A 26,788-nucleotide genomic window follows, 5' to 3' on the forward strand; every position below is an offset into this window, starting at 1 on the left:
GTGTCCAAACAAATAATAGTTCGTCCTATTCAAGCTCTGAACAAAGAGCTGACAGATACACTGGCTCGCTTGTTAATTGACGTGGTGGCAGATGGTGCCTCTATAGGCTTTTTGCCGCCACTGTCCTTTACGGAAGCAGGTGCTTATTGGAATAGTGTGCTTGAGGATGGTGTAGTTCTATGGATTGCTGAGAAGGACGGAGTACCTGTTGGTACGGTTCAGCTTCACTTGGCTCAAAAAGCCAATGCTATTCATCGTGCGGAAATTGCAAAGCTTATGGTGCATCCGTCCGGGCGCAGGCTTGGGATTGGGCGACAATTAATGAGAGCGGCGGAAGAAGAGGCACTTCGTCAGGATAGAACGTTACTGGTGCTGGATACGCGGGTAGGTGATCCTTCCAATCGACTATATGAGTCTATCGGTTTTATAGAAGCGGGCGTGATTCCGGGTTATGCCAGGTCGGCTGATGGTCAGCTGGATGCCACTCGCTATTATTATAAGCCACTGAATACACCTCCCGGTCATTGCTGAGTATTTGCCGAATAATCATGGGATATACAGGTAATCATAACCTGTCATAGGATTGCCAAATCTTTTTCCGCATTTATTCGACTGGAAAAGCACGGGAATGGGAACGTATAATGAAGTGAGGGACTATCCCAAGGTCTCTTTATGTCAATTTGGCTGGTCTGGATTGAAGATCGTAGCACATACAGCGGAGGAATCGAAGAATATGAGGCTGGAGCATGATTTTTTAGGTACCAAGGAAGTGCCGTCAGACGCTTATTATGGTGTACAAACGCTGAGGGCAAGAGAAAATTTTCCAATTACAGGCCAACGGTTGCATCCTGAGTTAATCAAGGCTATGGCGATCGTCAAAAAGGGAGCAGCAACGGTAAATATGGAATTGACCCGCTTGCATCGCCCCAAAGCAGAGGCCATCATCCAGGCAGCTGACGAGATTATTCAAGGGGAGTTGCATGACCATTTCATCGTCGATCCGATTCAGGGCGGCGCAGGCACGTCTATTAATATGAATACAAATGAAGTGATTGCAAACCGAGCCCTGGAACTTATTGGCAAGCAGCGTGGAGATTATCTGGAGATCAGTCCGAATAACCATGTCAATATGGCGCAATCGACGAACGATGCTTTTCCTACGGCAGTTCATTTGGCTGTATTAAGTATGATTGACAAGTTGCTGGTCACCATGAGTGAGCTTCAAGAAGCGTTTTCCCGTAAGGCGAAAGAATTTGACAGTGTGATTAAAATGGGCCGAACTCACTTGCAGGATGCAGTGCCGATTCGACTGGGACAGGAGTTTCAAGCCTATGCACGTGTGCTGGGCCGTGATATCGGACGCGTCCGTGCGACCAAGCAGCATCTGCTGACGATTAATATGGGTGCGACTGCGGTCGGTACTGGTTTGAACGCAGACCGCCGTTATATTCAGCGTGTCGCTGAGGTGCTGGCAGAGGTCAGCGGCTTCCCTCTGGAAGCTGACGAGAATCTCGTTGATGCTACACAAAATACGGATGCCTACACCGAAGTATCTGCTGCGTTGAAAATTTGTATGATGAACATGTCCAAGGTGGCAAATGACATTCGTCTGATGGCCTCTGGGCCGCGTGCTGGTCTCGGAGAGCTGAGCCTGCCTGCTCGTCAGCCGGGATCATCCATTATGCCAGGCAAGGTCAATCCGGTAATGTGTGAGGTCATTAACCAAATTGCTTTTCAGGTCATTGGAAATGACCATACCATTTGTTTGGCTTCTGAGGCAGGGCAGCTAGAGCTGAATGTAATGGAACCTGTGCTTGTCTATAATCTGCTGCAATCGCTGGAAATTATGAAGCAGGGCTTCAACGTCTTCCGCATCCATTGTGTGGATGGAATTGAAGCCAATGTAGAGCGTTGCCGTGAATATGTGGAGAACAGCGTAGGTATTATTACAGCACTTAATCCTCATCTCGGATATGAGGTTGTATCCCGTATCGCACGTGAGGCAATTACGACAGGAAAATCGGTACGTGAACTATGTTTGCTGTATAATGTTCTGACCGAGGAAGAACTGGACATTATTTTGGACCCATATCAAATGACTCAGCCTGGGATTGCTGGAGAGTCTTTACTGAAGCGTGAATAATTGTGCGGAGATAGAGTTTAGACAGCTTTGAGGCAAGACGAAGATAGCCCCGTCGAATCTGGCGGGGCTTTTATGATGTTAATATGTGAGCTAGGCGTAACACAGGGACTTATCAGTTAGGGATTATGCGGCTGCACGTTTATTGTAGAAAAGGGGAAGAGGAATGTTGCTGGAGCAATTATCCGCATATAGGGAATTAGGGATAGGACTCATTGTAGTCTTCGTATTGCTTGCACTTATCATTAGGGGACTCATCCGGGGGCGCCGGAATCGGATTTTACGCGATCTGGACCCACGTAAAATCGGAATTCAGGACATCGACCGTATGGAGGACGGCACGGAATTTGAGCTTTATTTGCAGCGGCTACTATCGTCCCTCGGCTATAAGGACATTTATAAAACAACCGGCAGCCGGGATTTTGGAGCGGATTTGGTTTTTACAGATCGTGAAGGCGCCAGAGTCGTAATCCAGGCCAAGCGCTATGGTGTACAACATCCGGTAGGATTGGGAGCGGTGCAGGAAATTTACACCTCCATGCGTTATTATGCAGCAGACAAGTCTGTCGTGATTACCTCCGGGCGTTATACGGATTCCTGTAAAACACTTGCAGCTGTGAACGGAGTTAAATTATTGGACCGCAACGATTTGGTGGACATGATTGATTTGTTCAAGACGAAACGCCGCGAGGACGTCATGGATCTAATAGAAAGTAAAACTGAAGTGATCACTTCTAAATGGAGTAAAACCAAATAAATTTGGGAACTGATTGTTAGGCGACGTTGTTCAAGCCTGGTGATCAGTTCTTTTATTTTCACATTAATAAAATAAAAGAACTTAATTTACAGAAATTATCATGAAAAAATATGCTGTTACAACCGATATAAAATTGTTGGGGATTTCCAAATTATGCTGAGGTGATATGTCATGAAGAAGCGAGCTGTATTATTAAATTTTAGGTGGATTCCCATAGTCATCATTTTTGCATTACTGTTGGGTGCATGTGGGCAATCGGCCGCACAAACCAAGGCCCAGCCTATTAAGGTAGGGATCGTACTGTCAGACATTGGTCTGGGTGACCAATCTTACAGTGACGCTGCTTTTCGAGGCTTGATCAAAGCTAGGGATGAAGGAAAAATTGTTTTTGAATACCGGGAAATATCTGAGACCAAGACGTATGATGCTGCTTTTGAACAGCTTGCTCAAGAAAAAGCTGATTTGACCATTGGATTGGGTTACATGGTGAAGGACAGTCTGGAGGCCACAGCCAAAAAATATCCAGACCGTAAATTTTTAATCGTGGATGAAAAGTCGGATTTACCGAATGTGGCCTCTATCACCTTTAAAGAAGAAGAAGGCAGCTTTATGGCCGGAGTTGTCGCAGGTTTGACGAGTCGCACGGAACAGGTAGGCTTTATCGGAGGCGTGGAATCCCCGTTGCTGAAAAAGTTTGAGGTTGGATATCGCGCCGGGGTCCAGTCGGTGAAGCCTGATGCCAATGTCACTACTACATATGCAGGAGATTTCGGGAAGCCGGAGCTGGGCACGGAGATTGCACGTAATATGATTGATCAGGATCAGATTGATATTATTTATACAGCAGCAGGGCTTACAGGTGTAGGTGCGCTTCAGGAGGCACAAAAACAGCAAAAATTTGCTATCGGGGTCGACAGCGATCAGTTTTTCATTGCGGAAAAAGCGGTAGTTACCTCAATGATTAAAAATGTGGATGTAGCGATATATAAGGCAGTCAAAAGTTTTGCAGATCATCAAAGAAAATTTACGGACAAGAATATGGTGTTCGGTCTTGCGGAAGAAGGCATAGGTTTGGCCCCCATTCGTATCGTGACACTGAATCCGGACCAGCAAAAGTTGTTGGATGATTTGATGGATAAAATCAAGTCCGGCACACTTATTGTACCTACACAATAATTTTTGCAAAAGGAGGATGAATGCTGATGAAACTGCAAGGTAAACTGGTGTTGAACGCGATGGTTTCTCTGATTGCTTGCCTAGCTTTAGTGGCATATATTATTTTCGAATTAATCCGTATTAACTCACAAAGCAGTAATCTTGTTCCGGCTATGTTGAATGTACAGCAGCTTAATGCTTATTTGATTCAGTCGGGGCAGGCTTTACAAAATTATTCTTCAACCATGTCTGAAAGTAATAAAGCCGACGTGCTAAACCAGCTGACTCAGTCTGAAAAAACGATTAATTTGCTTTCACAGGGCATGATGCAGACCGATGCGCAGCAAAAGCGTTTAAATACAATTAAAACCAAATTCAGCGAGTTGAAGGCAGCAACGGAAAAAGCAATGAGTACTCAAAACAGCCCAGAGTCCAAGCGGGAGGCCATGCGTGTACAAGGGATTCAAAACGATGTATTTATGCTGGACCTGCTGACTAAGGCACGATATGACGAATATACAGAGGACTTGACCAGGAACATTCGTTTTACCTGGCAATTGGCCTTGGCAGGTGCTGTTCTTCTTATGGTGGCGGTCGGGCTATATAATACATATACCTCCAGGCAACTTACCCTCAGAACCCGCAAGTTAACGGATGCCGCGAAGCAAATTGCCGAGGGGAATCTGACTGTGCAAATCGCCCAAACGAAGGGACACGATGAACTGGATGAGCTCAACGAGTCGTTCCGGGTCATGATCGGCAACTTGCGTAACATCGTCCTTTCCATTGATCAGGCGGGTAATCGTGTCGATCTGATGGCTCGAGATATTGACCAGCATAACGAAGCCATGAAGGAAATTGTGACTCAAGTCAGCACGTCAACAGAGGAACTGGCGATAGGCAGCCAGAAAATTGCCGAGGATCTGTCGACGACGGTTGGTGTTGTGGACGAGATGCAGCAGAAGTTTGAGGCCAATCTGCTGGAGACGACGCAGTCGACCGTGTATAGTGAGGATGCTTTGCGTGCCATTGAGCAGGGTACTCAGGTCATGAGCGATCAACTGCGTATCGTCGCAGAAAATCGTTCAGCGATGGCCGAAGTGGAACAGACGGTCAAGGAGTTGGAAGCCAATGCAGCCGAGATTACAACCATGACCGGCTACGTATCTGAAATTGCCAGCCAGACATCGCTGCTGTCCTTGAATGCTTCCATTGAGGCTGCGCGTGCAGGTGAAGCGGGAAGAGGCTTTGCCGTCGTAGCCAATGAAGTAAAAAAACTGGCAAACCAATCGGAATCCGCTGTCAAGCAGATTTATACAGCTGTTGAAAGTATTATGCAGGCCATGGATAAGGTGAAGACTTCTGTGGCGCAAAGTCAGGAGCTGTTCCGTGAGCAGGAGAAGGCAACCTCCTCTACCGGAGAATCGTTCGCAGAGATTAGTGGCAAAGTGCAGCAAATTGCTGGCCAAGTCAGAAAGCTATCGACAGATATGAATGTATCGCGGGAACTAAGTATACAGGTGCAGCAAGCTATTGAAAATATGAGTGCTATCACTCAGCAGTCTGCCGCAGGAAGTGAAGAAATTACGGCATCCACGGTGGAACAGAAGCGTTCCTTTGAGGAATCGGCTGAGAAGGTGAAAGAGCTTCGTCAGATTCGTGAGGAGATGCAGCGCGAACTGGATCGTTTCCAGGTGGAGAAAACGAGCTAAACAGTAGGAATTATCTAAGTTTGTTGTAATGAATATAGGCAGTTTAAAAGAAGGAGTCTACCCCTTGCCAACGGGGACTTCTTCTTTTTTGATTTTAAGGATGTGGCTTCTCTGAAGTTCCATTTTACATAGGCAGGGAATTCCACCTCTGGTGTCAAATAGATTTAAGAAGAGTTTGTTATTACATCTACATCCTGAGCAAGACAAGAAGGAAGCCCGGAAGGATGAAGTTACGGGAATGCTGCGACTTAAGCTTCGACTAATGCTGAAAAATAAACAGACAAGACTGATTCTGGTGCTTACGCTATGCGTTTCGCTCGTTATTAGCGGGATTGGGCTGCTATCCTATTCAAGATATCGTGAAGGTTTGGATACCGAGCTGAACACACCTAATATAGAACTGCTGCAAATTAATCTGGATGTGACCAATTGTGCTTTTCGTGAGTCTGATAACATGGCACTTGATGTGGCCTATCACCCCGATGTGGAGGCATTCGCTCATGCCCAGGCAGATGGGAAATCGTTATCCAATCATGCCGTCATTATAAAACGGCTCCATAAATACTTGAAAGCCCTTTCTTCACACGAAGAAATTGATTCGATTGAGGTGATCTCATTGGAGAATCATGCGCTTGTATCCAGCAATTACGGCTTCTTGCCTGATTGGAAACAGGCACCGGATACCACTTGGGTTCCCTGGATTCAGGACATTCACAGAAAGCCGTTGCTGATTAAACGGAGGTGGTATGGCACAGACCCCCAGCACGGGACCGTAGAGTTGCTTTCGCTGGCCAGGCCCATAGTAGAGGATGGGAAGGTCATCGGTGCGGTGCTGATCAATCTGGATTACGACCGTTTTTTTTCCAAACTGTATATTCATTTATCCAACTCGCAATACGTGTATGATCTGGAAGGCGAACTGATCTATCCCAAGCTGAGATCGTCTGTACCCTTAAAGGAAATGGAGAGGGTTTTGGAACAGCTGGATGTGAGTCCGTATGCTTATGTAGAGATAGGGAGCATGGAATATATGGCGAACCAGACCTTTTCTGATGTAACGGGCTGGCGCTTGGTATCACTCGTTCCTATGGACAAGCTGCTGAAAAATGTAAAGCTGGCACGCAATATGATGTTGTGGCTGGCCTTTATCTCTATACTGGCTGGGTGCTCAGCGGTCTACTATTATAATTATGCGGCTTTTCGCCCCATGAAAAAGATTAACAGCCTGTTGAATTCGGGCAATAAAGGAACGCGCCAAGGAGGGTTGTACGACCTGGAGCCTGTGATTAGCAAGTTAGTTGGAGAGTTCCACCGCAAATCACTGGTGGTAGAGCGAAGCCTGCCAGAGCTGCGTTCCAAATATATTGAAGATGTCCTCCAGCGTAGGATGGGTATACAGGAAATGCGTATGAAATGGGATCAGTATTTTTCCGATTGGGACGGCAATTCCTTGGTTGTCATAGTCGTGTCGATCGACCGCTATTCCACGTGGTCCGCAAGTTTTCCAGAAGAGGATAAGATGCTGCTTAAGTATGCGCTGAACAATATTTTGCTGGAGACACTGGAGCCTTACTGGAAAGCGGTAAGCGCCCCGGATGAGGAGAGTGGCTTTGTTGTGCTGTTACAGTTCAGTGAGAGGGCATACGAAGCTGGTACGGAGGCTGCTGTCCAAGAGGGCATTGTGCTTTACAAAAGTGCAGATAGGCTAATTCAGGTTGTCGGTGAGCATCTTCCTTTGACAATTTCTATTGGCGTTGGTCATGTAGTCGGAAACATTCAAGAGGCGCGGGAGTCCTATATAAAAGGAAAAGAGGCCCTTAACTTGCGTTTATATGAGGGATATGGACGTTCACATACAAATATGAATTGCAACATATGCGTGGAAAAGGATGGCACAGCGGATGTGCTGTCCAAGAAGCAGGCTCAGAATTCAACGATGCTGGACGATCGGCGTATTGAAATGATTCGTGCTCTGGAGTCACAGGAACCGGGTGCAAGTGCCAAGCTGATGGGCCAATGGGTAGAAGAACTTCGTCTGCACAGGATAGACCCAGTCCAAGTTTACCTGTCTGTCCATGAGTTGCTGGAAGATTTACTAAAATGGTGTGCCACCCAAAGTGTAACGCCACCGGATAAGCTTGCTGATTATCATTGGAATCAGATTCTGACGCAGGATCTTCAAGACATTGAGGCATTGCTGGTCAACATTTTGACGGATATGGAAGAAAAATGGAATGGTCGCAGACGATCCAAGGATTTTGTGCGTGTGCAAGAGATGATTGATTATATGGAGCATCATCTGCATGTAAACATAGGGCTTCAGGAGATTGCGGATCACGTTCACATGAGCGTGTCCTCGGTGAGCAGTATGTTCAAGGAAGAAACGGGGAGCACCGTTTACGACTATTTGACTGGACTACGTATGAAAAAAGCATGTACATTACTGTGCGAAACCCATCTGAAAATTAGTGAAATTGCAGATCAGGTCGGGTATCGGAATGAGAACAGCTTTATTCGTGTATTCCGCAAGCATAAACAGGTGACCCCGGGAAAATTTCGGGAAATCAGCAAATGTTCCAATGAATATGCAGATCGACCAAAAGGTTAATATGCTGGTGTTTTAGAAGATAAATACGAAGATTAAGCGATAGCTGTGGCCCTCCACGGTGCGGTACATTGGCTTCATGTAAACGCAAAACATGGCCGAAAACGTTGGGGGGTGAAAGCGGGTGCATGCTGGGCCCGGTCTATTTTTTAGAGAAGAGGGCACGTAATGAAGAAAAAGTCATGGCAAAAATATGTGCTGGTTGCGGCAGGAGTAGCTTTGCTTTCTGCCTTGAGTATCAGTGAATATGTGGATCACCGTACCCTGCTGGATCACAGCAGTACATTTCCTGCGAAGCCAATTACGCTCGTCGTTCCTTATGCGGCGGGGGGCGGTACAGATATTACTGCTAGAGCGCTGGCAAAGGCCGCTGAAAAGCATCTCGGTCAGCCGATCATTGTCGTTAACCGGACAGGCGGCGGCGGCTCCGTTGGGCTGATGGAGGGGGCCGAGGCGCAGGCGGATGGCTACACCGTAACGTATCTGGTTGCGGAGCTGACTACGTTACCCCATTTGGGGCTGCTGCCGCTCACCTATGAGCGCTTTAAGCCGCTGCTTCAAACCAATATGGACCCTTCTGCTATTACGGTCAGGGCGGATGCGCCATGGAAGACAGCGGAGGCATTTATGGAGGATGCAGGGGCCCATCCCGGTAAGCTGAAAATGGGCAATGCAGGCACAGGGAGCATCTGGCACCTCGCTGCCGCGATGCTGGAGCAGAAAAGCGGAGTCCGCTTCACTCACATCCCTTATGAAGGAGCGGGTCCAGCTGTTTCTGCTTTGATGAGCGGATTCGTGGATGCTGTACCCGTCAGTCCCGCAGAAGTGAAAACATATGTGGACCAAGGGAAGCTTCGCATACTGGCGATTCAGGCAGACACCATTTCGGAAGCGTTTCCAAATGTGCCGACCCTACAGCAGGCCACTGGGCTGCGTGTACATTTTATTGGCACTTGGAGGGGGCTGGCTGTACCCAAGGATACACCGGATGAAATTGCCGGGACGCTAGCAGATGCACTGATCAAGGGGACGAAGGACGAGGAGTTCAGGGAGGAAATGCGTAAGCATGGATTAGGATTGCGTGTCAAGGATGCAGAGGCATTCGCACGGCAGCTGAAGGAGAGCCATGATACCTTCGCAAAACTGATTCCCGATCTCGGCTTGAGCCGCAAGTAAACCGGCCTTGTTTTTGCATTGGCAAAAACGAAAGGGCTGAACGAAGTTATGAAAATCAAACAAAACATTGATAAAATTCCAGGGGGCATAATGCTGGTGCCGCTGTTTATCGGCGCACTATTTCATACGTTCACTCCATGGGCAGGAGACTACTTTGGATCTTTTACTAAGGGGTTGATGACAGGGACAGTACCGATTTTGGCAGTGTGGTTTTTTTGTATGGGTGCTTCCATTGATGTGCGGGCAACGGGTACAGTATTGCGTAAATCAGGCACGCTCGTATTGACTAAAATCGCAGTCGCCTGGGTAGTGGCGATCATTGCGTCCAGACTGCTGCCTGTTGGTGGCGTGGAAAGCGGGCTGTTTGCAGGTTTGTCCGTGCTGGCGCTGATTTCCGCCATGGATATGACGAACGGCGGGCTGTACGCCTCTATTATGCAGCAATATGGCTCCAAGGAAGAGGCAGGAGCATTCGTGCTGATGTCTCTGGAATCGGGTCCGTTGGTGACAATGCTGATTTTGGGCAGTACCGGCTTGGCTGTTTTTGAGCCGCAGACATTTGTGGGCGCGGTATTACCATTTTTGGTCGGATTTGCATTAGGTAATCTGGACCACGATTTTCGCAAATATTTTGGTAACGCAACGCAGGCCCTCATTCCATTTTTCGGCTTTGCACTTGGCTGCTCCATTGACCTGAGTGTCATTGTCCAAACAGGCGTGCTTGGTATTTTGTTGGGTATCTTTGTCATTATTATTACTGGTATTCCACTGATTCTGGCGGATAAATATATCGGCGGCGGCAATGGTACAGCAGGGATTGCAGCCTCCAGTACGGCAGGTGCAGCGGTAGCTAACCCGGTCATTGTCGCCAACATCAAGCCTGAGTTTCTGCCAGTGGCGCAATCAGCAACGGCATTAGTTGCGGCTTCGGTGATTGTGACTTCCATTTTGGTGCCTATTCTGACGGCTTATTGGGCTAATTATATGAAGCGCAAGGGCGAATCCCAAGGCTCAGGGCCTGTAAATCCGGGTGCGAATGTACCTAAATAAAGTTTCCATTACCCGGGAAATGCTTTTGCGGATAGACTACATTTCCTTACATCACAAAACTTGTCCTAAAACGCTCCTGCAAACATACATATGTAAGCAGAGGAGCGTGATGGATTTGGAAAACAAGGTACGTCGCTACTATCAGTTAAAGCAGAAGCAAAAAGAAATTGAAGGCGAGCTGAGTGATCTGCGTAATGACATTACAAATCATTGCACCCAACAGGAAGTGGCAGATTGGGAAATTGGCAGCTACCGGGTCAAGGTTGTACAGCAGCACCGCAAGGAATATGATCACACCAAGCTGTATGATGCACTGCCTGATCCGCAGCTATGGCGCTTGTTTTCCAAGCCGGATACTGCTAAGATTGCCAGCTTGCTTAAACTGAAGGTCATCGCGGAGGAGCAAATAAAAGATGCCGTTTCTCTGAAAACGGTGACGCTGTTGCAGGTGGACAAAAAATAAATAAAAGAGCTGACCCCGTTTTCGGAGCCAGCTCTGTATACCTTATACTAAGATGTCCCCGTCAATAACTCTCCAGCCATTAATTCTCTGGTTGCTTCCAACTACATGCTATATTAACTATTTATTGGACAATCCTTTTCCCATTCCTTTAAGAAAATGAATGCCAAAGCCCATCGCCCGGTTTACATCCGGATCATTTAGTGCCTTCATAAGATCGCGCAGCCGAGTCTTTTTGTTCTGCTGTAGATGCTTTTCGGCTTCGCTCAGGCCTGAAGTCACGCTGCTTGCCAGCTTGTTCATCAGCTCGGGGTCTATCTCCGACAGCATTCCGGCTGCGCCCATCAGATTGTTGATGATATTGGTTACAGGTTTGCGTGTCGCTTGTCCCACAGCGATTTTGGCGATGCTTTCTTTGGCTTTCAGCATAGACTGTACTGCTTCGAGCAGACCGCTGTCGTGCAGCTCACGTACAATTTCAAGCGTCTTCTGCAATGCGGCTTCATTATCCGCCAAATCAGCAGTAAGCTGATCCAGCGATTGCTTTTGTCGTTCTTCTGCTGTCAAAACACGTTTTCTCACAATTGAAATTGGCTTAGCCATGGGTCCGACCTCCTTATTTTTGATCCACCAAATCGACGTAACCGGGACGATTCCACTTACGGTCCACTTCAACCCCATTTTGCGGATGCCGTTTTTTGTAACGCGGATTGATACGCGGCAGTGGATTTTGACCGTCTACCTCCAAAATTTGCATCCGAACCTTGGCTTGTTTATAGGCAGGTGTACGGGTAATCACGTCGAACGCTCCACCGGTTAGCAGGTTTACAGCTCCATCATGGCTGGTGGAGTGCATAGGTACATAAATTTCAGTTCCCTGTACCCGATCTGTGACCAGAACACGCAGCTTGACCGCGCCATATGGCGATTCCAATCGAACGAGCGATCCGTTCTTGACTCCGCGCTCCTCAGCCAATTCGGGTGACACCTCCACGAATACTTTGGGTAGCTTGAGCTGGATACCTGCTGATTTGGTTGTCATATTTCCTTCATGAAATTGCTCAAGCAGTCGACCGTTATTTAAGGTCAGATCGTATTCGGTTGGGTACTGTTTAGGGGGTACATATTCGAAAAGCCCCAAACGCGCTTTTTTATCAGGGAAGTTAAATCCATTGGTATGCAGCAGCGGTGTATTGCTGCCATCCGGTGATCCCCAGTGGAAGCTGTTCCAGCCTTCCAATACATCATAATTACATTGGGAGAAGAATGGGGTAAGCGACGCCATTTCCTCAAAAATTTCACTCGGATGGCTATAATCCCAATCAAATCCCATGTGCTTGGCAAATTGGCTAAAAATCCACCAATCCGGTTTGCTGTCTCCTACAGGGCGAAGCGCCTCGTACAATCGCTGTACACGACGTTCGGTATTGGTGAAAGTTCCGTCTTTTTCCAGTGAAGGTACGGCTGGCAAAATGACATCAGCGAATTCAGCTGTCTTGCTCAGGAATACATCCTGTACGACCAGAAAATCCAAATTCGCCAGCATTTCCTGGGTGTGGTTGGAGTCCGCATCCACCCATGCCATCTCTTCTCCAGCGATATACATCGCTTTGAGCTCACCAGTTTCAATGGCCTCCAGCATTTGAATATTGTCCAGTCCGCGTTCATGCGGAATTTGTACGCCGTAGGCTGCTTCGAACTTGGCACGAATGGCATCGTTTGTCACCGGCTGATAGCCCGGGAAAATGTCCGGCATGGTGCCCATGTCAGCAGCACCCTGAACATTGTTATGTCCGCGAAGTGGATAGGCGCCTGCACCCGGACGCATAAAGTTGCCAGTCACCAGCAGCAGGTTGGCAATCGCAATCGAAGTGTAAGAGCCTGCGATATTTTGAGTTACACCCATACCCCAGCAAATGGCAGTGCCATCGGCTTCATGAATCATGGTTGCCACTTGAATCAGCGTTTCTTTAGAAATGCCAGTTTCCTGTTCGGCAAATTCCAGTGAGAAGGTCTCCAGTAATTTTAAATATTCAGGATAGAAGTTGACATGTTCTTCGATGAATTTAGCATCATGCCAGTTTTGGTCGATGATGTATTTGGCTACAGCAGATAACCATACATAATCCGTACCTTGCTTCGGACGAATGAACAGATCTGCGCGATCCGCCATTTCGTGCTTGCGCAGATCCACCGAAATCAGCTTTTGACCGTGCAGCTTATGTGCACGTTTGATGCGGGTAGCCAGCACTGGATGTCCTTCTCCCGGCGCACAACCGACCAGTATGACCAAGCCTGCTTGAGCAATGTCTATAATGGTACCGCTGTCTCCGCCGATGCCTCCGGTGTATTGCAGCCCCCATGACGCAGGAGATTGACAATATCGTGAGCAGTTATCGACGTTATTCGTTTGGAAGACCTGACGTGCCAATTTTTGCATCAGATAGTTTTCTTCATTAGTAAATTTGGACGAGGAAATAAAGCCGATTGCCTTGCCGCCGTAGGATTCCTTGATAGCTCCCATTTTGCTGGCCATCAGACTCAGTGCTTCTTCCCAGGTGGCTTCCACAAATTCGTCGCCTTCCCGAATTAAAGGCGTGGTCAAACGCTGATCGCTGTTCACAAAATCCCAGCCGAACTTCCCTTTGACGCACGTCGAGATGCCATTGACAGGTCCTTTAGAGGTAGGCTGTACCTTTAAAATTTTGCGACCCTTGGTCCATACCTCAAAGCTGCAGCCTACGCCGCAAAACGTGCAGACGGTTTTCGTTTTTTTCGTACGTGTTTCGCGCATCGCTGCTTCCACCTCGGAAATGGCAAATATCCCGCTATAGCCCGGTTCTACTTCCTTTATTAAATCCACCATCGGATTTAATAAATCCTTATTCATGCCACTCATGAAGCCTGCTTCTCCCAGCATGGATTTCTCCATCAAGGCATTGCATGGACAGACCGTTACACACTGGCCACAGCTGACGCAGGAGGAATCGTTAATTGCGACTCCGTCATCCCATTTGACACGAGGGCGCTCAGCTTCCCAGTCCAGAGACAGCGTTTCATTGACCTGAAGGTTTTGGCATACCTCTACGCATTGGCCGCATGCAATACATTGATTGGGGTCATAGCGGTAGAAAGGATGCGACATATCTACTTCTGTCGGATCGACCTTCGGTTGATACGGATATTTTTGATGTTCAATTTCCATAAGCTCTGCTGTATTATGCAAAGTACAATTACCATTGTTGTTATCGCACACCGTGCAGTAGAGGAGATGGTTTTCCAGCAATCGATCCATGGCCTCTGTTTGAGCTGCTTTCGCGCGATCTGAATGTAAATGAATATTCATTCCATCCGAAGCCAGTGTCGAGCAGGAACGCATAAGCTTTCCGTCCACTTCGACGATACAGGTGTCACAGGTGCGGATCGGATCAACTTCGGGAACATAACACAGTTGGGGATGGGCAATGTCGTTTTCGTTAATGATTTCAAGAATTGTTGCACTGTTTTTCGCTTTCAGTTCCTGTCCGTTTAATGTAATTTTGATTGTATTATCAACCACGGTTCAGGCTCCTTTCAGATTTTAAATTTAAAAATTAGGAATAAAAAAACTCCACCATAAACACAAGTGCTCATGATCAAGCACTTGTGTTTATGGTGGAGTAGTACCCAAGCTCTAAGTCCTAGAGGCCAATCCGCCATGGGAGTATGTATTAATAACAAACAGCACGCACCGTTTGTATATCAATAGCCTATTCATCATTTAGATATGTCATTTTCTGCATTTCATCTGGTGTAACTATAGCGTAAAATTTAAGATAGTTCAACGGTACATTATTAAAATTTTTAATTGAAGATGATTATCGCTTGAAAAATTCAAAAGTCATTGACAAACGTTCGGGGATTGCTAACAATAGGAATGTAATCTATTGCAGAGCATTCGTGAATGGAGTGTACGTGGGTAATCGCGTATATTTTATTTGTCGCAGCGCTTGTTAGTTTGATTTTTCTATATCACATGATGGAGGATTCGTAAAATCCTGATGTAGATAAATTAACCGGCATTGGCAGATTCTTCGAGTTTCAAAGGCGAAGAAGTTGTTGCGATGCCGGTTTTTTGGCTATTAAGCTGAAATCAAGGCTCATATCAAGCACCACTGCATAGGCGGAGGGTGCTTGATCGCTGTTGCCCAGATTTCTGGAATGAAGGCACACGTTGTAGAAGTCTATAACGATGACAGATTGAGGTGAACGTAATGGCAAACCGCAGCGACGATCAATGGAATCGTCCGTTACGGGACTTGAGAATATCCGTTATAGACCGATGTAATTTTCGGTGTCGGTATTGTATGCCGGAAGAAATATTTGGGCATGACTATCCGTTTTTGCCAAAAGAAAAAATATTGACCTTTGAGGAAATTACACGCCTTTCCCGTATTTTTGTCTCGCTAGGCGTTACGAAGCTGCGCATTACGGGCGGTGAGCCGTTGCTGAGAAAGGACTTATCCTCGCTCATTCATTCGTTAACCGGGCTCGAAGGGGTCGAAGATATTGCAATGACGACGAACGGCGTATTTTTGCCTAAATATGCTGCGGCACTTCGAGAGGCAGGACTGACGAGAGTGACGGTTAGTCTGGATTCGCTTAATGATGACCGCTTCCGCCGAATGAATGGGGGCAAAAGCAGCGTAAAGGCCGTACTGGATGGTATTGATGCTGCGGCTCAGGCAGGGATGCAGGTGAAAATAAACATGGTCGTGCAAAAGGGCTTTAATGATCAGGATATTGTGCCTATGGCCGACTATTTTCAAAGGAAAAAGCATATTTTGCGTTTTGTTGAGTTTATGGATGTAGGCAACACCAATGGCTGGAAATTGGATCAGGTCGTTTCCAAGCAGCAAATTCTTCATACCATTCATGAGCAAATGCCGCTGGAGCCCGTCCCGCCCCAATACACGGGCGAAGTGGCGACGCGTTATAGATATCGGGACAGAGACGGGGAAATCGGCATTATTTCGTCTGTTACGGACGCATTCTGCTCCACATGTACACGGGCGAGAATTTCTGCCGAAGGCTCCTTGTACACGTGCCTGTTTGCCTCTCAAGGGTACGAGCTTCGTGCGATGCTGCGTTCCGAACAGTCTGATGATGAGATTAGAGCTTACATTGAGCGTATTTGGAGAGGGCGTACCGATCGCTATTCAGAGGAACGGTTGACCCACACGCAGCAAGCGTCGTCCAAAATTGAAATGTCACACATCGGCGGGTGAACCGAAGAGCCAACCTGCCAGAAACAAGGGAGTTGAGCACATGGAAAAGCCGGCTGAGGTAAAACGCGAGATTCTGCGTTATCACGACGGTCAAATCAAGCGTTTTGAGGACATTGTGGTGACGGAGCATCCGGTGACAATCAAAATCAATCAGCAGGAATTTGCCACCATGGTTTGTACACCGGAGTATGTGGAGGATATGGCAGTAGGTTTTTTGGCCTCTGAAGGCGTCATTCAACGATACGATGATATCGAAGATATTTGGGTTCAGGAAAAAGAAGGTTTTGTTCATATCAAAACCCGTCGGATGAACGAGTTTTATCAAAACTTTCATTCCAAACGGTATATTACCTCCTGCTGCGGGAAAAGCAGACAGGGCTTTTACTTTGTGAATGATGCTAAAGTGGCCAAAAGAATGAATGACACCCATGTGACGCTGTCGTTTGACGACTGCTTCCGCCTGATGAATTTAATGCAAAGTTCGGCACATACGTTTCAGGAGACCGGCGGGGTTCATAATGCCGCATTATGTGACAAAAACGGGATCATTCTATCGAGAATGGATATCGGACGCCACAATGCACTGGATAAAATCTATGGATATTGCTTGAAAAATGATATTGTATTACATGATAAAATTATTGTATTCAGTGGACGCATTTCGTCTGAAATCCTGCTGAAGGTCGCGAAGATTGGCTGTGAAGTCGTTTTGTCCAAGTCGGCTCCCACTGAGCTTGCACTTGAATTGGCTGAGGATCTGGGGATTACTACAGTCGGCTTTATAAGAAGTCATTCGCTGAATGTGTATACGCATCCTGGGCGGATTGATGAACTCGTTGAATCTAAAATATAATATGGAAATCCTCAATGTACCTGAAACGGGGTGAACATGTGAAATGAAATATCATATTCAAGTATTTGCGGGCCTTGCGGAACTGATGGGAGGAGCGATGATTACCGTGCCTACTGATCAGGAAACGATGACCATTACCGCGTTAAAAAGCTTGTTGTCTGAGCGTTTCCCTGAGGCTGCCGCCCAGTTGCAAAGCTCTTTTGTTGCCAGAAATCAAGCCTACGCCGCTCCGGAGGATGTAGTAAGCATACATGACGAGATTGCGATCATTCCACCGGTTTCAGGAGGGTAGATTTTCATTGCAGGCTGGTTAAATTCGACAGATTAGATACAAGGGGGGCCAGATGCATATGCAGTACCGGATTCAACTATGCACGGCTATGGCGGAGCAACTTGGTGACGTAATCACGTTGGAGTTTTCACAGGAGACGGTGACGATTGCAGACATTCGAAAAAGGCTGTATGAGCAATATCCCGAAGTGGCTTCACAGCTACAGGGTTCTTTTTTTACCCACCATAAAAGGCTGGCTTCTCCAGACGAGCTTGTTCTTCCATCAGATACTATTGCTCTTCTTCAGTCGGCGCCCGGAATGGAAACGGTCGTTTCCAAATGTGGATTATTCGCGATCACATACGACCCGATTGATGCCGATGAAGTAACCTCCAAGGTGCATGACCCTTCTCATGGAGCCTCGCTGACCTTTAATGGGACGACTCGGGAATATACGCAAGGTCAGCGAACCGTGCTGCTTGAATATGAGGCGTATGTGCCGATGGCGATGAACACGATGAAGCAAATTGGTGACGAAATTGCAGCGCGTTGGCCGTCTACACGTACTGCCATTACACATAGGCTTGGCACAGTGAGGATTGGGGAGACCAGTGTGGTGATTGCTGTTTCTGCTGCACACCGCGATACTTGCTACGAAGCCAGCCGCTATGCCATTGAACAGTTAAAGCAAATCGTACCGATCTGGAAAAAGGAAGTGTGGGAGGACGGCTCAGAGTGGAAGGGGCATCAGCTGGGTGGCTGGAACCCTCATAACACCCAATAGCTTCCGAATGAGTGCGAGGACAGGGGGGGCGTAAATCAAGATGTCAGAAATGAACAAGGACCTGAAAACGGATGCTGTTGTACAAGCGCCTACGCATGCGTCACATGCCCGTTATTCCAGACAGGAATTATTCTCGAAAATTGGAACGGCAGGCCAGCGAAATATCCGCAGTAAGCACGTGCTGATGGTGGGTGCTGGTGCACTGGGAACCGCCAATGCGGACATGCTGGTGCGAGCGGGCATCGGACGGCTGACGCTGGTAGACCGTGATTATGTAGATTGGAGCAATCTGCAACGCCAGCAGCTCTATGACGAAGCGGATGCCCGTGATCAGATGCCCAAGGCGGTGGCCGCCCAGAAGCGATTGCAGCAAATCAATTCGGACGTGGAGATCCGTGCGCTAGTCCGAGACGTATCGCTGGAGGAAATCGACGATATCGCAGCAGGAGTGGACCTTATCGTAGATGCCACCGACAACTTCGAGACACGTCTGCTTATAAATGATTACGCGGTCAAGCACCGAATCCCCTGGATTTACGGGGCGTGCGTGGGCAGCTACGGGACAACCTTTACCATCGTGCCGGGGCAGACACCATGCCTGCATTGCCTGCTCGGAACCGTACCGCTCGGCGGTGCAACCTGTGATACAGTCGGTGTGATCAGCCCGGCTGTACAGATGGTGGCGGCTTACCAAAGCGCCGAGGCATTGAAGCTGCTCACCGGGGACGATTCAGCCTTGCAGAGCAAGCTGATTTCCTTCGATCTGTGGAGCAATCAGCATCAGGCGATCCATATAAACGCCATGAAGAAGACCGACTGCCCGACATGTGGTGAGCATCCTGTGTATCCTTTTTTACAATCGGAGCATCAGGCTAAAACGGCTGTTTTGTGCGGACGAGATACGGTTCAAATCCGCCCGGTCCCGGGTGCTGTACGTGATCTGAACGAAGCGGCGCGCCTGTTATCCCGTCAGGGAGGCAAGGTGGAGCATAACCCATACTTGGTATCCGTCGTTATCGGGACGCATCGAATTGTTCTTTTTCAGGATGGACGTGTCTTAATCCATGGCACGAAGGACATCGCCGAGGCGAGATCTATTTATCACAAATATTTGGGTTGACCCAATAGATTTGACCGTTATGGGGTGTAGATCGTCATCTCATTTCGAAATTTATAGGACAGGGGAAGAACAAGTTGAAAATGAAATTCGGGTACATATTAACACTCGTTGGATTGTTGGCATGGGTACTGGCTGGTTGCTCGTCTCCGGCTGCTGTACAGTCGACACCGTCCGCACCCAAAACAGAACTGATCGTATCTGCTGCTGCCAGTCTTCAAGATAGTCTGAACACACTTAAGGACCAGTATGAAAAGCAGCACCCAGATATCAAGCTGACCTTTAACTATGCTTCATCCGGCACATTGCAAAAACAAATTGAGCAGGGCGCACCTGCTGACGTATTTATTTCGGCAGGCATGAAGCAAATGAAGGCATTGACTGATGCTTCTTTGGTAGAAAAGGATAACGTACTGCTTCAAAATAAACTGGTTGTGGTTGTTCCGCGAGATAAGGCGAAAAGCACGGATAACAAAGGCATTACGCTCAATGATTTGGCGGGTCCTTCTTTCCTGAAGCTGGCGGTTGGGGAGCCTGCTACCGTTCCTGCCGGACAGTATTCCAAAGAATCGCTGACGAAGGCCGGACTATGGGACAAGCTGGAGTCCAAGATGGTATTCGCCAAAGACGTAAGACAGGTATTAAACTATGTTGAAACAGGCAACGCCGATGCTGGACTCGTCTACCTGACGGATGCCAAATCATCCGATAAAGCTGTTGTTGCGCTGGAAGTACCAGAGGAATTGCATGCACCAATCCTGTACCCGGAAGCTATTGTCAGAGCAACTAAACACAGTAAAGAAGCAGGCGAGTTTCTCGATTTTCTACGTACAGATGAAGCTATGAGTGTGTTCAGTAAAGATGGGTTTTCAGCTCCTTCAACAACGACTGGAAAATAGAATCCATATATAAAGGAGGGGGTCCCGTTGGATTGGTCGGCTTTCCTGCCTCCAGTTATCGTATCCGTTAAAGTAGCACTCGTCGCCAGCATTTTTGTCTTTCTGTTAGCTACCGTTGTGGCTCGGATGATGGCAAATTGCAAGTTGCGGAGGGGAATTAGCGTGATCGAGACGGTTTTACTTCTTCCGCTTGTTTTGCCTCCCACAGTGGTCGGCTTTATTTTGCTCATTGTGCTGGGGAGGAAAAGCTGGATCGGTATAGCCTTTGAAAGTTTTTTTCAGCAGACGATCGTGTTTACATGGGGAGCAGCGGTAGTGGCTGCCGTGATCGTTGCCTTTCCATTGGCTTATCGGATGATCAAAGCAGGCTTTGAAGCCGTAGATCCCGAGGTAGAGCAGATTGCACGTGTGCAAGGTGCCAACGAATGGCAAGTGTTTCGTTACATTACGATGCCGCTGACTTACCGCCCGCTCATCTCAGGATACATTCTCGGCTTTGCTCGAGGGTTAGGGGAATTTGGAGCTACATTGATGCTTGCGGGGAATATTCCTGGACAAACACAAACCTTGCCCACGGCCATCTACACCGCGTCGGAGGCTGGGAATATGACACTGTCCTGGAGCTGGGTAGCCGTCATCATTCTATTCTCTTTTATTATGCTTATGCTTTCGAATCGACTGGTAAAGGATTAGTCTGTTTGGAGTAAGAACATTCGCAGTCTGTCGATGGGACAGGCTGTGTTTTATTTGTCTTAAGAAAATAAAGTCTTAGACTTCATTCGCTCTCGCTCCACTTTCGACAAAGATCATTCGAACAGCGGGGTCGTATGCCATAAATAAAATACAAGCGTTCTAAAGAAATCATGTGTTACCCCGCTATGACGCCTGGTATCAAAGAGTGATTGATACACGGCTCGCTCCTTTTCTACAGCAAATCTGGTTGGACTAGCCTCAATGAATTTATGGTATAATTTACAAGGCCAAACAAGGGGAGGTATGGAATCATGAAGAAATTGGGGAGAATTTTGTTGGTAGGTTTAGCCATGGTTTTGGGGCTTGGTCTGGCGGCCGTAAATGTGCAGCCCCGGGCCGCCTCCGCGGCCGGTACAGAATATTATGTGGCCACGAGCGGCAGCGACTCCAACGCCGGAACGACCGACGCGCCGTGGAAGACACTGCAGCATGCGGCTGACGTGGCTCCCGCGGGAAGCACGGTCTACGTCCGGGGCGGCGTGTACAATCAGAAACTGAAGATCGCCCGCTCCGGCTCTGCTTCGCAGGGTCCCATTGTGTTCACCAACTATGGGACGGAGACCGCCATCATTGACGGTACCGGACTTTCGGTCAGCGGGACTGAAGGGCTGATCGAACTGGCCGATGTCAATTACGTTATCGTTCAGGGGTTTGAAATCCGCAATTTCACCACTGCTTCCAAGAACGCGGTGCCTGTAGGTATTTATGTCCACGGTTCGGGCGGCTTCATTAATCTGTCCAACAACAAAATCCACGACATCAAAAATACGGTCACTCCGACCGACAAAGATCGGCTGGGCCGAGACGCCCACGGTATCGCTGTTTATGGCACGAAAGCTCCGGCTTCGCTTCACGACCTTACGATCAGCGGCAATGAGCTGTACAATCTCGTGCTGGGCTCCAGTGAATCGCTCGTTTTAAACGGCAACGTGGACGGCTTCGCGGTGACCGACAACCTCATTCACGATAACGACAACATCGGAATCGATCTGATCGGCTTTGAGGGAACCGCGCCGAACACCGCTTACGATCAGGCGCGGAACGGGTTAGTGAAGGGCAACCGGGTGTACAATAATTCTGTTCGAAATAACCCATCTTACAAGAAAGACGACAACTCGGCCGGCGGCATCTATGTGGATGGCGGCAAGGACAGTATTATCGAGCAGAACTACAGCTACAACAACGACATCGGCATCGAAATTGCCTCCGAGCATGCCGGCAAAGCCACCAGCAATATTACGGTCCGCAGCAACGTGATATATAACAACCGGCTGACCGGCATCGCCATGGGCGGTTACAATGAGGAGCGCGGCTCAACGGTAAACTGCAAGATCGTGAACAATACGCTGTTCAAGAACGATACATTTGACGACGGAAGCGGCCAGCTTTTGGTTCAGTACGATACGCGAAACAACGTGATCAAGAACAATATTTTCGTGGCCAGCTCCACGGATGTGTTGATCTCCAATGAATACACCAAAAATTCCGGCAATGTTGTGGATTATAATTTATATTTTGCACCCGGCGGCAGCTCGGAAGCTAATTGGAAATGGAAAAATAAGGAATATACGGGTTTCTCCGCTTATAAAAAGGGAACCGGCAACGATGCACATTCTTTGTTCATCGACCCCAAATTTGTGAATGCTGCGGGAGACGATTTCCATCTTCAATCTTCGTCACAGGCAATTGATGCCGGTGACACGGACCGTGCCATCATCGGAACGCTGGATATTGACGAGAAGCCTAGAGTACAGGGAGCCGCTGTGAACATAGGCGCCTACGAATAAGCCTCATATTCAATGAAAAACAGTGCGTACCGACGCTATGCGGTGCGCACTGTTTGTATGTTTCTTACAATGTTCCTTGCATAGTATCAAAAAACACCGGATCACGTGCCGTGATATTCTTACTGGAGTAGTCTGACTTTTGCTGGAACATAAGTGTGCTCAGATTCGTCTTTTCCCCTTTGAGCAAGTTTTAAATAATCAAACTCCCTCGATATGATGAGTGGAATCGGTTATGATGGAAATAGTAACAGGGATTTTAGTAGATTTTAGGAGAGCGGTGCGATATGAGGAAGGAAACGGGTTTTAACGAAATTATTCGAAAAGTGCGAAAGGAGCTATTCGGAAAAGGCCCAGAACGCATACATACGACCTTTGTAGATAATATGGCCGTCACGATGCTGTACGGTAATTTAACTCCATCCGAAAAGTTTCTGGCGCAAGAAGCTTCCGGAAAAGAGATGGTACATGCAGCCCGAACCAAAATGGTTCAAAAAATCTATCCCGTACAGTTCAATAAAGAACTGGAGGATTATATGGATTCCCGGCTGCTGCATCTCTTTTCAGATATTAAAGTGGAAGAAGATATAGCTATCTCCGTTTTTGTGTTTGAGGACAATATAACAGCGAAATAGAGTGAAGATGAGCAGGGCTTTTTATACGTGATTTCTTCTTCGATATTGATATTGAGACCACTGGTAGAGGATAAAGCATCCGATACAAAAACCAAGAATCGCTACTGTTGCTGCTACCAGCACCATCGCAGAGAACACATAAGCGACAATACTCCATTGGAACGTAAATCCTACCAAAGCCATCAACAGGAAAAAGACGGCCAGGAGTTGATTAAATCTTTGCTGTCCCCGGTCTTCTTGTATATACGAGGAAGGGCTTCTCTTTAAAAATAGCTTTGCTATCCGCATCACCGGATTGAAGTTAAAAAGTACGCCGAGCAACCCCGCTACAAGCGGAATAGCCAGTACCCAGTATACTCCTGTAGTCCAGGTGAAAACGACAGACAGCACAATCACCCACTGGTTAGCCCTGACTAGCGGACGTGGAATCGAGGCTGCAGCTTGACTCATATATATCATCCTTTTCACATCGGAATAAAATCAATAGTTGAGCTTATTATAGCCTAACCTATGAGGAATAGATACATGTGTATTGAAGAAACCAAATATAGCTTATTCTATAAATAAATCACGAATAGGAAAGGAACCTACATTGATTATGAAAAAAGATGATTTTGGGAATAGAATGAAAGGTTACGAGAATGTCTATAGATTAAGTCTGCCACGCCGTCTACCCGTAATTATCAGGATCGATGGGGCTCATTTTCATACCTTTACACGTGGAATGAAAAAACCTTTTGATGAAAATCTAATTTTGGCATTATGGGAGACATGTAAATATCTGGCACGAAACATTATGGGATGTAAACTGGTGTATCATCAGAGCGATGAAATCTCCCTGCTTCTTACGAATTATGATAAATTAACAACGCAGTCCTGGTTTGAAAATAATCTTCAAAAGATGGTGTCCATATCTGCCTCTCTCGCTACAGCCAAATTTAATGAGGAAATTCAAAAAGTTTACCCTGATAAGCCTTTAGCCACTTTTGATGCAAGAGCATGGGTTTTGCCCCACGATGAGGTTACGAACTACTTTCTATGGAGACAACAAGATGCTACTAAAAACAGTATTTCTATGGTAGCCCAAGCTCATTTCAGGCATTCGGAGCTTGAAGGATTAAACGGTAATCAGTTACAGGACAAGCTGTTTACGGAAAAAGGATTGAACTGGAACGACCTTCCGGTCTGGCAAAAGCGGGGAATCTGTATTACTAAACAGCAATTTCACAAAGGTGAGGCCATAAGAAGTAAGTGGGATGTTGATCATAAGACGCCAGTTTTTTCGCAAAACAGAAATTATATTGATCAATATGTATACTTGGATAAGGATGTGTGAGATTTGGAGTGTGTTATTTTTATAGGAATTCAGGCTTCGGGCAAGTCGATATTTTATAAAGAACAGTTTTTTAAAACACATATGCGGATAAATCTCGATATGCTTAAAACTCGGAATAGGGAAAACATTTACCTTCAAGCCTCTATCGAAACAATGCAGCCTTTTGTTGTAGACAATACGAATCCAACGGTCGTGGAACGGAAGAAATATATAGATGCTTGTAAGAATAAGGGATTTAAGATTATTGGCTACTATTTTGAACCCAATTTTGTAGAATCCATCAAGCGCAATGAGGAGCGCACAGGCAAAGAGTATATTCCTGAAATCGGTATTAAAAGCGTTATGAGTAAACTAGAGGCTCCGAGCTACGCAGAAGGGTTTGATGAACTCTATTGCGTGACTTCCAGTGAAGGAACGTTTCAGATCGAAAAGCAGCCAGAGAACTATACAATCTAGGGAGAGTATCTATGAACATACCTGGGTCATTCATCAAATGTTTTCCAGCTATGAAGACGTATTTGTTAGCGATCTTGAACATTATCGGAAGCATTTTTTGCCGATTTGCTCGATTAATCTTCAATTTTTGTTCCCGGAGCAGAATGAGTGGTTGCATTTTGTTTCCGTAAAAATAAATTCACGAGGGCAGTGTAGGTGAGGATACCCAGGCGTTTCACACTCCATTTACCAAGGAAGATATGCTGGGATTCGATGTAATTGATGGTAAATACAAATTTGAAGCGGACTGGAATTACTTTAGACTTCACCAGAAAGAGCAATTGAAAACCACCTATGAAACGCTGAAATCAAACGGAGATAAAGCACGTCTACGCATGAAAAGAGAAGTCATGTCACTAGATGAACTGGAGCATGTGTACATAGCCAACGGGCAAGACTATCAAGCTCGCAAAGCGTTTTTCCAGAAAAACAATCAAATCTATCCATATTCCTCCTTTGGGAATGCCAAAGAATCTGTAGATGAACTCACCCGTGATTTTGAGGAAAAGCAGTCCAATGGTTGGGGGCTGAGTTTCCCAGAGGTCAACGGCATTTTGGATGATATCGCATTTCAGTCTGATGAGGCTCAAAGCTATACAAAGGAATATGATGAATCGATCGAAGAGATGCTCCGGTTCGAGCAAACCAATTTGCTCCATGTGCCCAAACGTTCCAATGGTGATACATTTACCTATATCGGTTCCTTCACCGGATATTATTTTCAAGCGTTTGGGGCGGACACCGTCTATTTATTCTATGATAGAGAATTAAGTAAAGCGGTAATTTGCTTCGAATATTCATAAGTGCATAGAAAAAAACTCCCTTTCTAGGGAGTTTTAAAACTTATTTTTTATTCAAAGTCACATCATGCTCTTTGGCAAGTGTGTTGACTTGTTCATTAAAATCTCTGAGTAGCTTTCTACCCTCAGTGAGCTTAGTGTTACCTTCACTGACTAAGCCCATATCCTGTTTTTCCAACGCATCGAGCATCATAATGAGAGCATCTTTTTGAGTATTAACGGCCTTGATGTAAGTTTCGTGGACGGCTCTTACCTCAGGCGTTTCCGTCTTTACAGCTTCTACTTTATCAACATATTTGGTGTATTCAGGGATAATATCATCTTTTAAAGTATTATATAGTGTTACGTCATCAGTGTAGTTATTTCCGGTCGCAGCTGTATACTTATCAGTTACTGTTTTTTCCTCTTGTGCCAATGGAAGCATTCCATCATTCACATAGGTGATTAAATCTTTTTTTACCGGATCGGTAGAGCAGGCTGCCAAAATGGAAAAGCAAAATAAAACTAACATTAATACGCTGAATTTTTTCATCTGTATTCCCCTTTTTATGTATGTAATAGGTAATTCGATGTGCATTGTAGCCAAAAAGAACTATCCATATTATTTTATTATACCGTATAAATAAGAGAATGGTAGGGTTTTTATGGTAAAATAGTGTCGAAAATAAGTTGATTGACCTACTCTTCAATAATAGATGATCAATAGGGAAGTGGATTTGGTGCGAATCCCAAGCGCACA

General features: G+C 46.7%; 24 protein-coding genes and 1 pseudogene. 21 read left to right on the forward strand and 4 right to left on the reverse strand.

Features of this window, described 5'->3' with window-relative positions:
* From LCF57_RS22685 to LCF57_RS22725, 9 genes are all read left to right on the forward strand, one after another.
* Window positions 1-531, forward strand: coding sequence for a GNAT family N-acetyltransferase (locus tag LCF57_RS22685; protein ID WP_226002735.1), 531 nt, complete (start codon window positions 1-3; stop codon window positions 529-531).
* A gap of 202 nt (window positions 532-733) precedes the next feature.
* On the forward strand, window positions 734-2,143 hold the full coding sequence (aspA, locus tag LCF57_RS22690) for an aspartate ammonia-lyase (RefSeq protein WP_226002830.1): 1,410 nt from the start codon (window positions 734-736) through the stop codon (window positions 2,141-2,143).
* 163 nt (window positions 2,144-2,306) lie between these two features.
* A complete protein-coding gene (locus LCF57_RS22695) occupies window positions 2,307-2,897 on the forward strand; it encodes a restriction endonuclease (RefSeq protein ID WP_226002736.1) in 591 nt (196 codons plus the stop codon).
* A gap of 171 nt (window positions 2,898-3,068) precedes the next feature.
* Window positions 3,069-4,073, forward strand: coding sequence for a BMP family lipoprotein (locus LCF57_RS22700; protein WP_226002737.1), 1,005 nt, complete (start codon window positions 3,069-3,071; stop codon window positions 4,071-4,073).
* 26 nt (window positions 4,074-4,099) lie between these two features.
* The gene (locus LCF57_RS22705) at window positions 4,100-5,764 is read left to right on the forward strand and encodes a methyl-accepting chemotaxis protein (RefSeq protein ID WP_226002738.1); all 1,665 of its coding nucleotides are present in this window, start codon (window positions 4,100-4,102) and stop codon (window positions 5,762-5,764) included.
* A gap of 238 nt (window positions 5,765-6,002) precedes the next feature.
* The gene (locus LCF57_RS22710) at window positions 6,003-8,372 is read left to right on the forward strand and encodes an AraC family transcriptional regulator (protein WP_226002739.1); all 2,370 of its coding nucleotides are present in this window, start codon (window positions 6,003-6,005) and stop codon (window positions 8,370-8,372) included.
* 165 nt (window positions 8,373-8,537) lie between these two features.
* Complete coding sequence (locus tag LCF57_RS22715) at window positions 8,538-9,545, forward strand: tripartite tricarboxylate transporter substrate binding protein (RefSeq protein ID WP_226002740.1); 1,008 nt, start codon at window positions 8,538-8,540, stop codon at window positions 9,543-9,545.
* 48 nt (window positions 9,546-9,593) lie between these two features.
* Window positions 9,594-10,595, forward strand: a complete 1,002-nt coding sequence (gene kdgT, locus LCF57_RS22720; protein ID WP_226002741.1) for a 2-keto-3-deoxygluconate transporter — start codon at window positions 9,594-9,596, stop codon at window positions 10,593-10,595.
* Between the two features lie 109 nt (window positions 10,596-10,704).
* Entirely contained in the window at window positions 10,705-11,058 is a 354-nt protein-coding gene (locus tag LCF57_RS22725) for a hypothetical protein (RefSeq protein WP_226002742.1), read from the forward strand.
* A gap of 117 nt (window positions 11,059-11,175) precedes the next feature.
* Here LCF57_RS22725 and LCF57_RS22730 read toward each other — a convergent pair whose 3' ends face one another.
* Complete coding sequence (locus LCF57_RS22730; RefSeq protein ID WP_226002743.1) at window positions 11,176-11,658, reverse strand: DUF1641 domain-containing protein; 483 nt, start codon at window positions 11,656-11,658, stop codon at window positions 11,176-11,178.
* Between the two features lie 13 nt (window positions 11,659-11,671).
* Window positions 11,672-14,614: a formate dehydrogenase subunit alpha gene (gene fdhF / locus LCF57_RS22735; RefSeq protein ID WP_226002744.1), complete on the reverse strand. Its 2,943-nt coding sequence runs from the start codon at window positions 14,612-14,614 to the stop codon at window positions 11,672-11,674.
* Between the two features lie 694 nt (window positions 14,615-15,308).
* On the opposite strand from fdhF, the gene moaA reads away from it, so the two are divergent.
* The 9 genes from moaA to LCF57_RS22780 all read left to right on the forward strand — a co-directional run bounded on the left by moaA (window position 15,309) and on the right by LCF57_RS22780 (window position 23,418).
* A complete protein-coding gene (moaA, locus tag LCF57_RS22740; protein WP_226002745.1) occupies window positions 15,309-16,322 on the forward strand; it encodes a GTP 3',8-cyclase MoaA in 1,014 nt (337 codons plus the stop codon).
* A gap of 40 nt (window positions 16,323-16,362) precedes the next feature.
* Window positions 16,363-17,175 (forward strand): formate dehydrogenase accessory sulfurtransferase FdhD, encoded by an 813-nt coding sequence (gene fdhD / locus LCF57_RS22745; RefSeq protein WP_226002746.1) that lies wholly within the window; start codon window positions 16,363-16,365, stop codon window positions 17,173-17,175.
* 43 nt (window positions 17,176-17,218) lie between these two features.
* The gene (locus LCF57_RS22750) at window positions 17,219-17,467 is read left to right on the forward strand and encodes a MoaD/ThiS family protein (protein WP_226002747.1); all 249 of its coding nucleotides are present in this window, start codon (window positions 17,219-17,221) and stop codon (window positions 17,465-17,467) included.
* Between the two features lie 58 nt (window positions 17,468-17,525).
* A complete protein-coding gene (locus LCF57_RS22755; RefSeq protein WP_226002748.1) occupies window positions 17,526-18,230 on the forward strand; it encodes a molybdenum cofactor biosynthesis protein MoaE in 705 nt (234 codons plus the stop codon).
* Window positions 18,231-18,279: 49 nt separating this feature from the next.
* On the forward strand, window positions 18,280-19,350 hold the full coding sequence (locus LCF57_RS22760) for a thiazole biosynthesis adenylyltransferase ThiF (protein WP_226002831.1): 1,071 nt from the start codon (window positions 18,280-18,282) through the stop codon (window positions 19,348-19,350).
* A gap of 74 nt (window positions 19,351-19,424) precedes the next feature.
* Entirely contained in the window at window positions 19,425-20,246 is an 822-nt protein-coding gene (modA, locus tag LCF57_RS22765; protein WP_318840755.1) for a molybdate ABC transporter substrate-binding protein, read from the forward strand.
* 27 nt (window positions 20,247-20,273) lie between these two features.
* Window positions 20,274-20,939 carry a molybdate ABC transporter permease subunit gene (modB, locus tag LCF57_RS22770; RefSeq protein ID WP_226002749.1) on the forward strand — a complete coding sequence of 222 codons (666 nt, stop codon included), beginning with the start codon at window positions 20,274-20,276 and terminating at the stop codon, window positions 20,937-20,939.
* Between the two features lie 311 nt (window positions 20,940-21,250).
* On the forward strand, window positions 21,251-22,786 hold the full coding sequence (locus tag LCF57_RS22775) for a right-handed parallel beta-helix repeat-containing protein (RefSeq protein WP_226002750.1): 1,536 nt from the start codon (window positions 21,251-21,253) through the stop codon (window positions 22,784-22,786).
* A 284-nt stretch (window positions 22,787-23,070) separates the two neighbouring features.
* A complete protein-coding gene (locus LCF57_RS22780) occupies window positions 23,071-23,418 on the forward strand; it encodes a DUF2294 domain-containing protein (protein ID WP_226002751.1) in 348 nt (115 codons plus the stop codon).
* 21 nt (window positions 23,419-23,439) lie between these two features.
* Here the strand turns inward: LCF57_RS22780 and LCF57_RS22785 are convergent, their stop codons facing one another.
* Window positions 23,440-23,868 carry a DUF4395 domain-containing protein gene (locus LCF57_RS22785; protein WP_226002752.1) on the reverse strand — a complete coding sequence of 143 codons (429 nt, stop codon included), beginning with the start codon at window positions 23,866-23,868 and terminating at the stop codon, window positions 23,440-23,442.
* 148 nt (window positions 23,869-24,016) lie between these two features.
* Here LCF57_RS22785 and LCF57_RS22790 point away from each other — a divergent pair, with 148 nt between their 5' ends.
* The 3 genes and pseudogenes from LCF57_RS22790 to LCF57_RS22800 all read left to right on the forward strand — a co-directional run bounded on the left by LCF57_RS22790 (window position 24,017) and on the right by LCF57_RS22800 (window position 26,052).
* Window positions 24,017-24,754 carry a tRNA(His) guanylyltransferase Thg1 family protein gene (locus LCF57_RS22790; protein ID WP_226002753.1) on the forward strand — a complete coding sequence of 246 codons (738 nt, stop codon included), beginning with the start codon at window positions 24,017-24,019 and terminating at the stop codon, window positions 24,752-24,754.
* 3 nt (window positions 24,755-24,757) lie between these two features.
* Entirely contained in the window at window positions 24,758-25,210 is a 453-nt protein-coding gene (locus LCF57_RS22795; protein ID WP_226002754.1) for an ATP-binding protein, read from the forward strand.
* A gap of 11 nt (window positions 25,211-25,221) precedes the next feature.
* A pseudogene (locus LCF57_RS22800) lies at window positions 25,222-26,052 on the forward strand (siderophore biosynthesis protein).
* Between the two features lie 40 nt (window positions 26,053-26,092).
* Here the strand turns inward: LCF57_RS22800 and LCF57_RS22805 are convergent.
* Window positions 26,093-26,581: a hypothetical protein gene (locus LCF57_RS22805; protein ID WP_226002755.1), complete on the reverse strand. Its 489-nt coding sequence runs from the start codon at window positions 26,579-26,581 to the stop codon at window positions 26,093-26,095.
* Window positions 26,582-26,788: the final 207 nt, after the last annotated feature.

Source organism: Paenibacillus sp. BJ-4, from assembly GCF_020404765.1.
GTDB lineage: Bacteria > Bacillota > Bacilli > Paenibacillales > Paenibacillaceae > Paenibacillus.

Coding starts and splice junctions, on each gene's coding strand:
- LCF57_RS22705 (WP_226002738.1), top strand. CDS start 4,100: ATGAAACTGCAAGGTAAACTGGTGTTGAACGCGATGGTTTCTCTGATT.
- LCF57_RS22785 (WP_226002752.1), bottom strand. CDS start 23,868: ATGAGTCAAGCTGCAGCCTCGATTCCACGTCCGCTAGTCAGGGCTAAC.
- LCF57_RS22755 (WP_226002748.1), top strand. CDS start 17,526: ATGCAGTACCGGATTCAACTATGCACGGCTATGGCGGAGCAACTTGGT.
- fdhD (WP_226002746.1), top strand. CDS start 16,363: ATGGAAAAGCCGGCTGAGGTAAAACGCGAGATTCTGCGTTATCACGAC.
- aspA (WP_226002830.1), top strand. CDS start 734: ATGAGGCTGGAGCATGATTTTTTAGGTACCAAGGAAGTGCCGTCAGAC.
- LCF57_RS22790 (WP_226002753.1), top strand. CDS start 24,017: ATGAAAAAAGATGATTTTGGGAATAGAATGAAAGGTTACGAGAATGTC.
- LCF57_RS22700 (WP_226002737.1), top strand. CDS start 3,069: ATGAAGAAGCGAGCTGTATTATTAAATTTTAGGTGGATTCCCATAGTC.
- LCF57_RS22750 (WP_226002747.1), top strand. CDS start 17,219: ATGAAATATCATATTCAAGTATTTGCGGGCCTTGCGGAACTGATGGGA.
- LCF57_RS22730 (WP_226002743.1), bottom strand. CDS start 11,658: ATGGCTAAGCCAATTTCAATTGTGAGAAAACGTGTTTTGACAGCAGAA.
- LCF57_RS22775 (WP_226002750.1), top strand. CDS start 21,251: ATGAAGAAATTGGGGAGAATTTTGTTGGTAGGTTTAGCCATGGTTTTG.
- LCF57_RS22725 (WP_226002742.1), top strand. CDS start 10,705: ATGGATTTGGAAAACAAGGTACGTCGCTACTATCAGTTAAAGCAGAAG.
- LCF57_RS22715 (WP_226002740.1), top strand. CDS start 8,538: ATGAAGAAAAAGTCATGGCAAAAATATGTGCTGGTTGCGGCAGGAGTA.
- moaA (WP_226002745.1), top strand. CDS start 15,309: ATGGCAAACCGCAGCGACGATCAATGGAATCGTCCGTTACGGGACTTG.
- LCF57_RS22805 (WP_226002755.1), bottom strand. CDS start 26,581: ATGAAAAAATTCAGCGTATTAATGTTAGTTTTATTTTGCTTTTCCATT.
- LCF57_RS22780 (WP_226002751.1), top strand. CDS start 23,071: ATGAGGAAGGAAACGGGTTTTAACGAAATTATTCGAAAAGTGCGAAAG.
- LCF57_RS22710 (WP_226002739.1), top strand. CDS start 6,003: ATGCTGCGACTTAAGCTTCGACTAATGCTGAAAAATAAACAGACAAGA.
- kdgT (WP_226002741.1), top strand. CDS start 9,594: ATGAAAATCAAACAAAACATTGATAAAATTCCAGGGGGCATAATGCTG.
- LCF57_RS22760 (WP_226002831.1), top strand. CDS start 18,280: ATGAACAAGGACCTGAAAACGGATGCTGTTGTACAAGCGCCTACGCAT.
- LCF57_RS22695 (WP_226002736.1), top strand. CDS start 2,307: ATGTTGCTGGAGCAATTATCCGCATATAGGGAATTAGGGATAGGACTC.